This is a genomic window from Vreelandella aquamarina, from assembly GCF_900110265.1.
GTDB lineage: Bacteria > Pseudomonadota > Gammaproteobacteria > Pseudomonadales > Halomonadaceae > Vreelandella > Vreelandella aquamarina.
The window spans coordinates 127,570-140,381 of record NZ_FODB01000001.1 but is presented as its reverse complement, the minus strand read 5'-3'; the positions used below and the strand labels follow the sequence as shown (position 1 = coordinate 140,381).

General features: G+C 58.1%; 10 protein-coding genes. 2 read left to right on the top strand and 8 right to left on the bottom strand.

All coding sequences use genetic code 11. The features are described from left to right. Together BMY49_RS00680 and BMY49_RS00675 are read left to right on the top strand one after the other, a co-directional pair. The coding region (locus BMY49_RS00680) for an electron transfer flavoprotein subunit alpha/FixB family protein (protein ID WP_208596160.1) at positions 1–492 on the top strand (492 nt) is incomplete at its 5' end. A 195-nt stretch (positions 493–687) separates the two neighbouring features. Then, positions 688–1,647 (top strand): NAD(P)H-dependent flavin oxidoreductase, encoded by a 960-nt coding sequence (locus BMY49_RS00675; protein ID WP_044629168.1) that lies wholly within the window; start codon positions 688–690, stop codon positions 1,645–1,647. Here the strand turns inward: BMY49_RS00675 and BMY49_RS00670 are convergent. From BMY49_RS00670 to BMY49_RS00635, 8 genes are all read right to left on the bottom strand, one after another. After that, positions 1,629–2,408, bottom strand: coding sequence for an enoyl-CoA hydratase/isomerase family protein (locus BMY49_RS00670; RefSeq protein ID WP_089674496.1), 780 nt, complete (start codon positions 2,406–2,408; stop codon positions 1,629–1,631). The genes BMY49_RS00675 and BMY49_RS00670 overlap by 19 nt on opposite strands. Positions 2,409–2,418: 10 nt before the next feature. Next, positions 2,419–3,537 carry an acyl-CoA dehydrogenase family protein gene (locus tag BMY49_RS00665; protein ID WP_089674494.1) on the bottom strand — a complete coding sequence of 373 codons (1,119 nt, stop codon included), beginning with the start codon at positions 3,535–3,537 and terminating at the stop codon, positions 2,419–2,421. 10 nt (positions 3,538–3,547) lie between these two features. Further along, entirely contained in the window at positions 3,548–4,741 is a 1,194-nt protein-coding gene (locus tag BMY49_RS00660) for an acyl-CoA dehydrogenase family protein (protein ID WP_089674492.1), read from the bottom strand. Next, positions 4,738–6,174: an enoyl-CoA hydratase/isomerase family protein gene (locus tag BMY49_RS00655; protein ID WP_089674490.1), complete on the bottom strand. Its 1,437-nt coding sequence runs from the start codon at positions 6,172–6,174 to the stop codon at positions 4,738–4,740. The genes BMY49_RS00660 and BMY49_RS00655 overlap by 4 nt, the downstream gene beginning before the upstream one ends. A 185-nt stretch (positions 6,175–6,359) precedes the next feature. Next, positions 6,360–7,505, bottom strand: coding sequence for a TAXI family TRAP transporter solute-binding subunit (locus tag BMY49_RS00650; protein ID WP_044629163.1), 1,146 nt, complete (start codon positions 7,503–7,505; stop codon positions 6,360–6,362). A 20-nt stretch (positions 7,506–7,525) separates the two neighbouring features. Next, positions 7,526–9,532 carry a TRAP transporter permease gene (locus BMY49_RS00645; RefSeq protein ID WP_044629162.1) on the bottom strand — a complete coding sequence of 669 codons (2,007 nt, stop codon included), beginning with the start codon at positions 9,530–9,532 and terminating at the stop codon, positions 7,526–7,528. A 49-nt stretch (positions 9,533–9,581) separates the two neighbouring features. Beyond that, positions 9,582–10,742: a TAXI family TRAP transporter solute-binding subunit gene (locus BMY49_RS00640; RefSeq protein ID WP_044629161.1), complete on the bottom strand. Its 1,161-nt coding sequence runs from the start codon at positions 10,740–10,742 to the stop codon at positions 9,582–9,584. Positions 10,743–10,976: 234 nt separating this feature from the next. After that, positions 10,977–12,680 carry a SulP family inorganic anion transporter gene (locus tag BMY49_RS00635; protein WP_089674488.1) on the bottom strand — a complete coding sequence of 568 codons (1,704 nt, stop codon included), beginning with the start codon at positions 12,678–12,680 and terminating at the stop codon, positions 10,977–10,979. Positions 12,681–12,812: the final 132 nt, after the last annotated feature.

The window sequence follows — 12,812 nt, the reverse complement described above, 5'->3', positions numbered from 1 at the left end:
ACCGTGCGCACCACCGCGTTCGATGCGGTGGGCCAGGGCGGCAGCGCAGCCGTGGAAGCGGTAGCGTTCGCCGCTGACAACAGTCAATCCAGCTTTGTCAAAGAAGAGCTGGCCCAGAGCGACCGCCCGGAACTCGGCGGTGCCAAGGTCGTCATCTCCGGTGGCCGTGGCATGGGTAACGGCGAGAACTTCAAGCTGCTGGACGGCATTGCCGACAAGCTGGGCGCGGCCATTGGCGCTTCGCGTGCGGCGGTCGATGCGGGCTTTGTTCCTAACGACATGCAGGTGGGCCAGACCGGTAAGATCGTCGCGCCTGAGCTTTATATTGCGGTGGGTATTTCAGGTGCGATTCAGCACTTGGCGGGCATGAAAGACTCCAAGGTGATCGTCGCCATCAACAAAGACGACGAAGCGCCGATCTTCCAGGTGGCCGACTACGGCCTGGTAGGGGATCTGTTTGAGATTCTTCCTGAGCTGGAAAGCAAGCTGTAAGTTTAGGAGGCTGTCCGGAATAGCCCTAGGCGGGGGCGCTGTAAACCCGTCCATGGGCGCTACTTTCGCCATCCCTGGCGAAAGACCCCCGCTACGGGCTGTTCCGGCCATGCCAGCTATTTTGGCCATGCTTTAAAACCCCTTTTTTTGGGGTTTTACGCTGATGGGCTTACAAACAATGATAATGAGCCACGTATGCTAACCCAACTGACTGCCTCCATGACGCTGCCGGTTATCGGCTCTCCCATGTTTATCGTTTCTGGCCCTGAGCTGGTGATTGCCCAGTGTAAGGCGGGGATTATTGGCGCGTTTCCGGCGCTGAACGCCAGGCCTGCGGAAGTGCTTCGGGAGTGGCTGCAGCAGATTACCGATACCTTAGACGACTATAACGCTCAGAATCCGCAGCAGCCCGCCGCGCCGTTTGCGGTGAATCAGATCGTGCACCCCACCAATGACCGTCTGGATCACGATGTGGCGCTATGCGCTGAGTTCAAGGTGCCGCTGATCATTACCAGCCTGCATGCGCCCAATCGGGTGGTCGAGCAAGTGCACGCTTATGGCGGCATGGTATTTCACGACGTGACCACACTCAGGCACGCTAAAAAAGCCATCGATGCCGGGGTGGATGGGCTAATTTTGGTCTGCCATGGGGCAGGCGGCCATGCGGGGCGGCTTAACCCCTTCGCCTTTGTGGCGGAGGTCAGGCAGTTTTACGATGGCCCGCTGGTGCTGGCAGGGGCGATTACCAAAGGTGAGCAGATCGCTGCCGCTCAGGCGCTGGGCGTGGACATGGTGTATATGGGCACGCGCTTTATTGCCACCCAGCAAGCCAATGCTCAGCCCGCGTACAAGCAGATGGTATTGGAAGCCGCTGCGGGGGATATCGTCTATACCAATCTATTTACTGGCGTGCACGGTAACTACCTGCGCCAAAGCATCGAGCAGGCAGGGATGGACCCAGAGGCACTGCCTGAGGGTGACAAAAGCGCCATGCGCTATGGGTCAGGCGGCAGCAGTAAGGCAAAAGCGTGGCGGGATATTTGGGGTGCAGGGCAAGGGGTGGGGGGTATTACCACACTGAACAGCGTGGCCGATGAAATAGCCACGCTGCGTGCGGATTATCAGCAAGCACTGGATCAGTTACGACGGCGCTGACGAAAAGCAGCCACGCGAGCATGAAAATCATCGGTGGCTTTACACTCATCCTGCAGTGCGCCTTCAAGCGTTAGCGTGTCGTCAAGCGACAGGTTCGCTGACTGTCGCATGGCCCGTTTCGTTGCTCCCAGCGCTTGAGGTGACTGAGCCACCAGGGCCTGTGCCATCGCTCGTGCTTCCGCTAACACCTGATCATCTTCCACTGCCCGGTTGGCCAAGCCCAGCGCCACACAGCGCTCGGCATCCATTGGGGTAGCCAGTGCCGCCATCTCAAAAGCTTGGGCGTGGCCAAGCTTGCGTACCAAATGCCAGCAAGCGCCGCCGTCGGGAATCAAGCCAATATTGATAAAGGCCAGTTTTAGGTAAGCCGAGCGGCCCATCACCACCATATCGCTGGCCAGCACGTAGGACACACCAATCCCCGCGGCAGCGCCGCTCACCGCGGCGATCACGGGCTTTTCCATCGTCATCATGCTGCGCAGCGCAGGCAGAAAAAGCGTTGCCAGACGTTGGCTTGCGGGCTGGGTGGAGGCCTTTTCGAATTCCGCTAAATCAGCACCGGCGCAAAAAGCGCTACCTTCACCGCTGAGGATCACGCAGCGTACCTGCGGGTCAGCCGCCACGGTGGCTAATGTGTCATTGAGCGCCAGGGCCGTAGGCTCGTTGAGGGCATTGCGCACCGCAGGGCGCGCAATGGTCACTTCGGCGATACCGCCCTCGGTAGTCTCAACGCGTACAAGTGACGTTTCTTCACTGTGCATGAGCTTCTCCTTAGGCGGCGTCGAGCTTTTCGCTCACCGTCTCAAGGTGATAGTCGCTGTCGCCCAGGTAGTGATCAAACATCACCAGATGTTTGGCGTAGTGGGCCACGTAGCACTCTTCGGTCATACCCATGCCGCCATGAAGCTGAATGGCTTGTTCCGCAATAAAGCGCGCGGACTCGCCGCAGTAGGCCTTGGCAGCGGCGATTTTATAGTCCCGCTCGTCAGCAGGCAGCGAGAGGCTGGTGGCGGCGAGAATTGCCATGGAGCGCGACTGCTCCAGGTGGAGGTGCATATCCACCATGCGGTGCTGCAGTGACTGGAACGTGGCCAGCGGCAGGCCAAACTGCTTGCGCTCTTTTAAGTAGGCGAGGGTTTGGTCGCAGGCAGTTTCCATTGCACCAATGGCTTCTGCGCAAAGTGCGGCGCGGCCCAGGGCCAGCACCTCTGCCAATGCGTCACCTGCGTCTTCGCTTAGGCAGTTCTCTAGCGGCAGAGTCACGCTGTTCAACGTTAGGTCACCTGCGGGCTGGTTATCCATCGTGCGGTAGGTATGTGAGGTGACGCCTTGAGTATTGGCAGTGACGATAAACGCGCCTAGCTTGCCGTTAGGCAGTTGGGCGGTCACCAGCGTGGCGGCGGCATTGCCGAGGTTCATTACGACATCTTTGCGGCCATTAAGCTGCCACTGGCCATCGTGTTGGCTCGCTTGGGTCAAAATGTCGAACGCGTCATAGCGGGCGGTGTGTTCTTGCCAAGCCAAGGCGAGCTGGTGTTCACCTTCTAACAGCGGAGCCAGCCAGCGCTCCTGCTGTGCGGGGTTGGCGCATAGCGCAAGCAGCTGCCCGGGCATGACTAACCCAAACAGGTACGCTTCCGGCACCAAGCAGCGCCCCAACGCTTGCATAATAATCATTACATCGGTGCCGTCGCCGCCTAGCCCGCCTACGTCTTCGCTAAACGGCATATGCAGCAGACCTAATTCTGCGAACGTTCTCCAGAGTGGGCTGGCACCTTGTGCTGGCGCTTCCAGCATAGCGCGGCGCTGCTCGGGCGTTACCTGGTCGGCCACCAAGCGTGTCAGTGTCTCTTCGAGCATGCGCTGCTCATCGGTGAGTGCAAAATCCATGGTGACTCCCTTACATACCTAAAATGGTTTTAGCGACGATGCTTTTTTGAATTTCGTTGGCACCGCCATAAATCGACAGCTTGCGACGATTAAAATACTGGGCGCTGGCGGCAGCGCCTTGGGCGTATTCGTCATCTAGCGACGCATCACCATGGAGAAACTCGGGGAAGAATGGCAGGGCAGCAGGCCCAAGCGCACGGCGGGTAAGCTCACTGATCTCTTGGCGCAGCTCAGAGCCGCGTACTTTTAGCAGCGAGCTCTCTGCACCCGGCACGCCGCCATCCCGCGCTGCGGCAATCACGCGCAGGTTGGTCACTTCCAGCGCCATCAGCTCAAGCTCGGCTTTGACCACACGCTGGCGAAAGCTGGGGAGCGATAAGAGCGGATTGCCGCGATGCTGCATACGGGAGGCGAGGGACTTCAAATGTCGCAGTGCCTGCTTGGCGTGGCCAAGCCCGGCAATGCCGGTGCGCTCGTGGGTTAGCAGGAATTTGGCGCAGGTCCAGCCTTGGCCCTCTTCACCCACACGGTTTTCTACCGGCACGCGCACATTATCGAGGAACACTTCGTTGACTTCATGAGCGCCGTCGAGGGTGATAATCGGCCGTACGGTAATGCCGGGGGTCTGCATATCGATCAGCAAGAAGCTGATACCCGCCTGTTTTTTCGCGTGTGGGTCGGTGCGCACCAAACAGAACATCATGTTGGCGTGCTGGCCTAGGGTGGTCCAGGTTTTCTGCCCGTTGACGATGTAGTGGTCGCCATCGAGCACGGCGCGGGTAGATAAGCCCGCCAAATCCGAGCCAGCACCCGGCTCGGAGTAGCCCTGGCACCACCAGTCCTGGTTATTAAGAATCCGCGGCAGGTAGTGCTGTTGCTGCTCCACACTGCCAAATTTCATGATCACTGGCGCGACCATATTGACGCCAAAGGGCACCACCGTAGGGGCGTGGGCGGCGGCACACTCTTCATCGAAGATATGTCGCTGCACCGGGCCCCAGCCTGGACCGCCGTGCTCAACAGGCCAGTTGGCGGCAAGCCACCCTTGTTCGCTGAGAATATTCTGCCAGCGGATGTGGTCATCGGCGCGCAGATGCCGCCCAAGGCGCACGCGCTCACGGATGTCGCTCGGCAGTGCATCGGCTAAAAATCGGCGGACTTCCTCGCGGAATGCCTGCTCTTCGGGGCTAAACGTCAGGTTCATGAGTGTGCATCCTTGGAAGGCGTCGATAAAGTGGATTGCAGAGTGGCATGGCGATGCGGCCCGCCTAAATGGCGTGGGTAGCCCAACGCTTCCACCGCCAACAGATCAATATCGCTCTCGCGGTAGCAGGCGCCTTGCTGCACTAGCGTCAGGCTCGCCTGCTCCATGGCTGACTGGGCGTTGTGGTCGGGCGCTTGCTTTGCGGCGTTATAAAGCGTGCTCAGTAAGCTAGGCGACTTGCTCACCACCACGTTGGCCCGCAGCGCTTTGAGTGTTAAAGCCACCCGCTGCTGGTCGGTCGCGCTGGCACTGTGGTTGACCAGCTCATGGAATGGGCCGCGCTCGGTAAGTACTAGGCTTAGGAGTGTGTCTGAGGCGCTGTCGGTGAGTGGCTGCAGTGCTACGGTGACCGCTTGAGAAGGGCAGGCGCTTGCGTCTTCGCCAGGGGCGAGCAGGCACAGCTCAGTGCTATCGTTTGGGGTATCGGTTAGCACTATGTTGGCGCGCTGGGCAGCGCTTTGAAACGTCTCAAAGAGCGGGTGTTTACCGATAAGGGCGATCTGCGCAAAGGGCTCAGCATTGTCTACGCCAGGGACGACATGGGGATTTCTAGCGGCAAAAAAGAGGTGAATCAGCCCTGCGCGCTGCGGGGAATCCATACAGGCAAGAAACAGCTCACGCTCGCGGCGCAAACCCTCTTCCAGAGATGTGGCTTTGGTGCAGGCGTCAACGGCTTCCACAATGCGAAACGGAGAGAACAGTGCCGGTGCGCTGGTTTCAAGCTGTTCGCGCATGGCGATAATGGCCTGTGAGTTGGCCTCTGGGGCGGGTAACTGACCGGTGATGCGCGCCTGCTGTTGTCCCGCTAATACCTCTTTTGCCGCTGCCAAACCCGCTTCCAGCGGTGTTTGGGCATCGCTGATGGCATCGATAATGCCGATATCCTGCGCTTCAGCGGCGTCTACAAAGCGCCCGCTGGTGATGATGTCTAGGGATCTTTCCACACCTACCAAGCGGGGCAGCCGTTGGGTACCGCCTGCGCCGGGCAGTAAGCCAAGCTTCACTTCTGGTAAGCCTACGCGTGTGCCTGCCAGCGCAACACGATAGTGGCAACCCAGCGCAACTTCCAAGCCGCCGCCTAGCGCAGTGCCGTGTAGCGATGCGATAAGCGGTTTAGGGCAGGCTTCTAGCTGGGTAATGACATCCGGTAGCAGCGGTGCTTGGGGCGGCTTACCAAATTCACGTATATCGGCCCCGGCGATAAAGGTGCGCCCCTCTGCTATCACCACCAGTGCTTGGGCCTGCTGGTCGGCCAACCCCTCTTCAAGGGCGCTGAGCAAACCGCTACGCACCGCTTGGCTCAATGCGTTGACGGGCGGGTTAGCGATACTAATGACGCCGACCTCGCCATGTCGCTGGTAGTGAACACTCATAGTGGCTCCCGTATTTCGCTATATGAAATTTAAAGTTGTTATTCGGAATGAGGTGATCATGGCGAAAGACGCCGTTGGAGTCAATAATGCAAAACAACGTTCTGCATTGCGGAACGTAGTTGGCTAAACAAAAGGCCGCGCAGAGGCGGCCTTAGGTAATGATTTCCGTCGTGATTGAAGCAACATCAAAAAACGGGGTTTAACCCAGCTTCTTGTAAGGCAGCCCGCCGGGTTTCCATCCAGCCGTCGATAAACGCCGCTTCGTCTTCGGGCGCATCGGCTTGATAGGCTTCCCAGGTGTCCATTAGCAGCTGTTGCCGCTCCACCAAAGCGTTCTGGTGGGCGTCCATTTCATCGGTCCATACACCGCTTTCCTGGTAGTACGCCACCACGGCATCGTGGAAAGGCACCACCCAGGTCATGTTTTGATTCTCAAGGGCATAGCCGCTAGCCCCTGGGGCGTTATCTTTATAGTCGTCGAAGGACTCCACTAGCGTGGTGATCAAGCCGGTGACGGTTTCTGGCGCTAAATCCGCGTTGCTCACTAGAATGGGGTAAGGGTAGCTGGCGCTGGCCAGCGGCTGTTCAGCGTTAATACCCGCGCCTGACGTCACATCGTGGGGCTGGAAGTAGGGCGCCAGTTCCAGCATCTGTGCCCAGCCTGCTTCATCGTCAGTGGGCAGTTCTGGCCACTGTAAGCCACGAGGGCTAGCCGCTAACCGCTGCGCCGCCGGTGTCACGGTGGTGGTAATAGCGGCATCGGCACGGCCGCTGATAATGCCGTCGAAGGCGGCGTTGTAGCCGGGGAAGTCAACGCGCTCGACGTCATCCCAGGTCAAACCCGCGAAAGCTAGGTAGGCTTCAGCAGCTTTGTTCAGCGCGTCGTCGCCGCGCAGGTAGGCTAGACGTTTACCTTCCAGATCGGCGATGGAATCCATCTCTACGTCGCCTGCCACGGCCATACCTAACCCAAAGCTGGCCATGGAGGTAGAAATCACCCGAATGGGCTGCGGGCCCCAGTCCGGCCCGGCGAACATCATCACGCCTTCAGAGCCGTAGTAGCTGGCAATGCCGCAGGCGCACAGATCCACGCGTCCCGTTTTCAGCGGCGTCATGCGCATGGTGTCGTTTTCACCCGGAATAACCCGGGACTGAGTGCCGTGCTCCTCCTGTAGTAGCTGGCTGATGGCCATAATCTGCGCATGGCCACTGGTGCCGGTGCCATAAGCGGTCCAATTCAGCGTGCTAGGCATGGCGCTGGCACTGCCAGCCGTCAGCAGGCCCGCCGTTAAACTACCGAGTACGAGGGTGAGGGTTGTTTTTGTGCTCATAAGGCTCCTCGAGAGTGTCATTAAGCGTTTGCAGTGAGCGAACGCTGGTGATGGCGCTGGCTAAGGCGGGCAAGCACCACGGCGGGTAGCAGCGCCACGGCGGCTAAACCAATCAAATCCCACTGGCTTAGCGGTACCATGCCGCCGCCCGGTAGGGCGAGCAGTAGCCCCGCGATCAGTACCAGCGCACGAATCACGATTTCCTGCAGCGCGCCGTAACCCAAACGACCCACGCCCATCAGGTAGCCTTGCATCGCGGAGGCAAACAGGATGATGCCGATGACCGCTTGGATAAACACGGCAATGACCATCCATGGTTCGCCCTGCATGATCAGCGCGGGATTCAGTACGAACAGGAAGGGTATAAAGTAAATCACGCTGCCTAGACGCATGGCCTGCAGGCCGGTTTCCATAGGACGGGCACCGGCCACGGTGGCGGCGGCAAAGGCACCCAGTGCCACGGGCGGCGTGATAAAGCTGAGCATGCCCCAGTAGAGGATGAACATGTGCACCGCCATGGGGTCTAGACCGCCGCCTTGAATCAGCGCAGGGGCGAGCGCCACCGCCAGGAAGATATAGGCCGCGGTAACGGTCATGCCAATGCCCAACACAAAGCTGGTGACCGCGCCCATAATTAGCAGCAATGGCACGCTGCCGCCGGCGATATTGATAAAGTCGTTGGCAATGGTGCCCGATAGGCCGGTCATAGAGAGCGCGCCAACTAGCATACCCACGCCCGCCAGAATGGCGATAAGTTCGGCAAATAACTTGGCCGCCGACGAGAGCGTCTCGGTGACATCCTTCCAACCCCAGCGATTCTGCTTAGAGAGCTGGTTGAGCACTAACAGCAGGGCGGTCGCATAGAATGGGGCAACCGCTTCGCGTTGCATGATCAGCAGCATCCACACCAGCAGGCCGAAGACGAAGATAAAGTACCAGCCCTCTTTCAGCGTTTGCTTAATCGACGGCAGCTCGATGGCGGGCAGGCCTTTGATGTCATTGCGCGCGGCATAGGCATCAATTTGAATGAACAGACCAAGGAAATAGAGAATCGAGGGGATGACCGCTGCCAGCGCCACTGCTGAGTAGGGAATATCCAGGAACATGGCCATCACGAAGGCGGTGGCGCCCATCACTGGGGGCATCAATACGCCACCGGTTGAGGCGCAGGCTTCCACACCGCCCGCAAACGAGCGGCTCATGCCAATGCGGCGCATGGCCGGAATCGAGAGTACCCCGGTGGTCAGCACGTTACTGATCACGCTGCCGCTCATGGAGCCCATCAGTCCGCTGGAAAAAATCGACACCTTAGCCGGGCCGCCGCGTACATGGCCTAAAAGCGCAAAGGCTAAATTAATGAAGAATTTGCCGCCGCCGCTTTTCTGCAGCACCACGCCAAACACCAGAAAGCCAATCACCAGGCCTGCAAACGCCTGTAGCGGAACCCCCATGATGCTTTCGGTGCTCATGGTGTGGTACATCGCCGTTTCAGGCAGGCTAGAGGGGAATGCCTGGATGGGGCCAGGAACGATATCGGCTACTAAGGGGTAAAGCGAGAACACCCCGGCAATGATGGCAATCGGCAAACCGCCGGCTCGGCGGGCGGCTTCGATAATCAATAACCAGTAGGCATAGCTGAAATAAATGGCGATATCCGGAGCTGCAAACGCCCAGCCGCGCTCCAGAATGGGAACAGCGTTATACACAAAGTAGCCGCCCACAATTAGCGTGACAGCGCTAAGCAGGTAGTCATACCAGGGAATCGATTGCTCCTGCTGGCTGCTGCGCATGGGCCATAGCAGAAACACGAGCGGCAGAAGCAGTGCCACCACTGCATAGTAAAACTGAGTTTCCAGCCCGGTCACGAACGTGAGCAAGCCCCAGTTAAACAGGTAGTCCAGCGTCATCATCATCAGTAATACGGTGACGGTGGCAGGCACCCAACGAAGCGCCAGAGGCAGCTCGCGGATTTGGCTGATCTTTTCTTTAACCTGCGGCGTGCTGGCAGGTGCGGTATCGGTGGTCATAGGGCGTTCCATCAATCAGCAGGGGCGGCGAGCGCCGCCCCGTGGCGAGTTACTCGAAGATCGGCTCGAACCCAGCATCGGTGAGCGCCGTAGCGCGGGCGGCCATCCAGTCAGTAGTAAACGTATCGGCATCGCTGGGTGCGTCTTGCATAAACTGCTCCCAGGCCTGCATTAATACGTTTTGACGCTCAACGAGTTGGTCTTGGTGGGCCTGCATCTCATCGGTCCACACGTCGATCTCTTTGTAGTACTCCACCACTGCGTCGTGGAATGGGATTACCCACTGTAAATCCTGGTACTCCAGCGCGTAGCCCACTGCACCCGGCGCGTTATCTTTGTAGCCGTCGTAGTTTTCCTGCATCGCTTTGATTAAACCGTAAGCGACATTGTCTTCAAGGTCTTGATTCGCCACCACAATGGGGTAGGGATAGCTGGCGCTGGGTACCGGGTTGTCGGCGCTAATGCCGCCTGCACCGGCGGTGACTTCATGGGGGCGGAAGTAGGGTGCCACCGCCGCCATGCGTTCCCAGCCAGCTTCATCGTTAGGGTCAAGCACCGGCCAGCTAACGCCCCGTGGGCTGCTCGCGAGCTGCTGAGCGGGCGGTGTAACGGTGGTAGTGAACGAGGCGTCCACATCGCCAGCAATAATGCCGTCGAAAGAGCGGGCATAGCCGGGGTAGTCAACGCGTTCAACGTCATCCCAGGTTAGGCCGCCGAAGGCAAGGTACGCCTCAGTGCCTTTGTTCAGGGCATCATCACCGCGAATATAAGCAATGCGTTTGCCTGCTAAATCGGCGGGGGTTTCAACGTCCAAATCACCCGCCACAGCCAGCGACAGACCAAACGACGCGGTAGAGGTGGTAATCACGCGCAGCGGCTGCGGACCCCAATCGCGGTCGGCAAACATCATGACCCCTTCAGCGCCGTAGTAGCTGGCGATACCGCAAGCGCACAGGTCAACGCGACCCTGTTTAAGGGGCGTCATACGGGAAACATCGTTATCACCAGGCAGAATGCGCACAGAAGAGTCGTACTTATTCTGCAGCATATTGCCAATCGCAACGGCTTGGGCGTAACCGCTAGAGTTGGTGCCGTAGGCCGTCCAGGCCATAGTGCCAGGGAGTTCTACCTCGCTGGCATGGCTGATTGATGCACTCAATAAAGAAAGGGGAAGTGCGGCGATGAGTAGGCGGTGAGCAAACGGACGCATTGAGATGCTCCTTTATTGTGGTTGCTTCTATTGTGATTGTTACTTTTAGGTTCGTTACGTTTAGTTACTTTGTGTTTTGCTATGCGGTATTTGGTTTTGCTAAGTGGTCGAGTGATAGTAGGTAAGGCTAGAGAGGCTGTCAACGCTGTTCTGGTGGGCAGTCAAAAATAGTCCTTAGGCTCACAAAAAAGCCAGGCGGTTGCCTGGCTTTTCAGTGGTTTATGCGTTCCTAAGCTAAGAGAATTGCCGCCATGCCGCGTAGGTGCTTAAAAATACCCGCCCGGTTAACGCATCCAGGAAGTCGCTTTTTTTCAACTGGTCCATCACCGGGCCTTTCACCTCTGATAAGTGCAGTTTGACGTCGGAATCTTTCAAGCGAGCATTGATGGCATCCAGACTCTCCAAGGCCGAGGCGTCAATCAGGTTGACTGCTGAACAGATCAGCACGACATGCTCAAGCTCTGGGCGGCTGGCCACCAAGTTGTAGACGGTGTCTTCGAGATAACGGGCATTGGCGAAGTAGAGGCTCTCATCGATGCGCAGTAGGGCTGCGTTGCTCACCGTCTCCACATCATGCCGCTCTACATTACGAAAGTGCTCGGTATCCGGCACTCGGCCCACTAACGCACTGTGAGGGCGGCTGGTGCGGTATAAAAAGAGCGCAATAGAGAGCGTCACCCCGCCAATAATGCCCGCTTCAATGCCTTCCACCAGCGTTAATAGAGTCGTGACCGCCATGGCGGCAAAGTCGCTGCGCGAATAGCGCCAGGTTTGGCGCAGCATGGGGATATCCACCAGCGTTAAAATAGACACTGTGATGGTGGCCGCTAGAGTGGCAATGGGCAGATAGTAGAGCCAGCCGGTAAATGCCATGGTCACAAGTGCAATGCCGAGTGCGGCAAAGGCCCCAGCAGCAGGCGTTTGTGCGCCCGCATCGTAGTTGATGACGGTGCGAGATAAGCCGCCGGTGACAGGCATGCCACTGGTAAACCCTGCCGCTAAGTTGGCGGCCCCTAAGCCAATCAGCTCCTGGTTGGGGGAGATACGCTGGCGCCGTTTTGCTGCCAGCATTTGCCCCATAGAAACCGACTCGACAAACCCCACTAGGCTAATCAACATGGCGGGTATTAATAGTGCTCGCCATAACGGCGCATCCCCCCAGGGAAAGCTAAGTGCGGGCAGACCGCTGGGAATAGTGCCGACCACGGCTACCCCATGCTCGTAAGCCAACTGCCAGTGCCACGCCGCCACCGTAGTGACCACCACGGCAAAGACGGGCCCTGCTTTGGCCATTAAATCAGCGAGTGCTGCGGGAAGGCCTACCTTTATCAAGCTTTGTTTGCCATAGCGGCGCATTAGCACCAGAAACAGCAGCGTTCCACCGCCAATGGCAACTGTATAAGGGTTAAACGTAGGCAGGTTAGGCAGTAGCGTCATCAGGCGCTCTACCAGAGTGAAACCGCTGCTTGAAACGCCCAACAGGCTGCCTAACTGGCTAACGGCAATCAAAATTCCCGAAGCGGTCAAAAAGCCCGAAATAACCGGGTGGCTTAAAAAATTGCTGAAAAAGCCCATCTTTAGCGCGCCCATGGCCACCAAAATGGCACCTGAGAGCAGCGAGAGCACCAGCGCAGCCTGCAGGTACTCGGGGGTACCAGGCGCGGCCACCGAGGATAGCGCGGCCCCAGTCATCAGCGCGATGATGGCGACTGGCCCTACCGCCAGAGTGCGGCTGGTGCCAAGAAAGGTATACAGCAGTTGCGGCAGAATACTCGCATAGAGGCCTACCACGGCTGGCAATCCCGCAAGCAGGGCATAAGCTAGCGATTGAGGTATGACCATAACGGTCACAATCAAGCCCGCTAGAAGGTCGGCTCCAAGCAAACGCTTATGGTAGTGGGGCAGCCAGGTAAAAATAGGCAAATAGCGCTTAAACATAAGCTCCTATGGCTTAGACCGAGTGTGCATAAGGGCAGCATTGAAAATAAAGGCAATAGTTTAGCGCGTTATAACGATAATTACGGCATTTGCCGTTTCCTTGCCAGCAATACAGATCGCTCTTCCCCCAAA

Bases quoted from the DNA above. Each gene is read 5' to 3' on its own strand.
- BMY49_RS00675 (WP_044629168.1), top strand. From the start codon at position 688: ATGCTAACCCAACTGACTGCCTCCATGACGCTGCCGGTTATCGGCTCT.
- BMY49_RS00670 (WP_089674496.1), bottom strand. From the start codon at position 2,408: ATGCACAGTGAAGAAACGTCACTTGTACGCGTTGAGACTACCGAGGGC.
- BMY49_RS00665 (WP_089674494.1), bottom strand. From the start codon at position 3,537: ATGGATTTTGCACTCACCGATGAGCAGCGCATGCTCGAAGAGACACTG.
- BMY49_RS00660 (WP_089674492.1), bottom strand. From the start codon at position 4,741: ATGAACCTGACGTTTAGCCCCGAAGAGCAGGCATTCCGCGAGGAAGTC.
- BMY49_RS00655 (WP_089674490.1), bottom strand. From the start codon at position 6,174: ATGAGTGTTCACTACCAGCGACATGGCGAGGTCGGCGTCATTAGTATC.
- BMY49_RS00650 (WP_044629163.1), bottom strand. From the start codon at position 7,505: ATGAGCACAAAAACAACCCTCACCCTCGTACTCGGTAGTTTAACGGCG.
- BMY49_RS00645 (WP_044629162.1), bottom strand. From the start codon at position 9,532: ATGACCACCGATACCGCACCTGCCAGCACGCCGCAGGTTAAAGAAAAG.
- BMY49_RS00640 (WP_044629161.1), bottom strand. From the start codon at position 10,742: ATGCGTCCGTTTGCTCACCGCCTACTCATCGCCGCACTTCCCCTTTCT.
- BMY49_RS00635 (WP_089674488.1), bottom strand. From the start codon at position 12,680: ATGTTTAAGCGCTATTTGCCTATTTTTACCTGGCTGCCCCACTACCAT.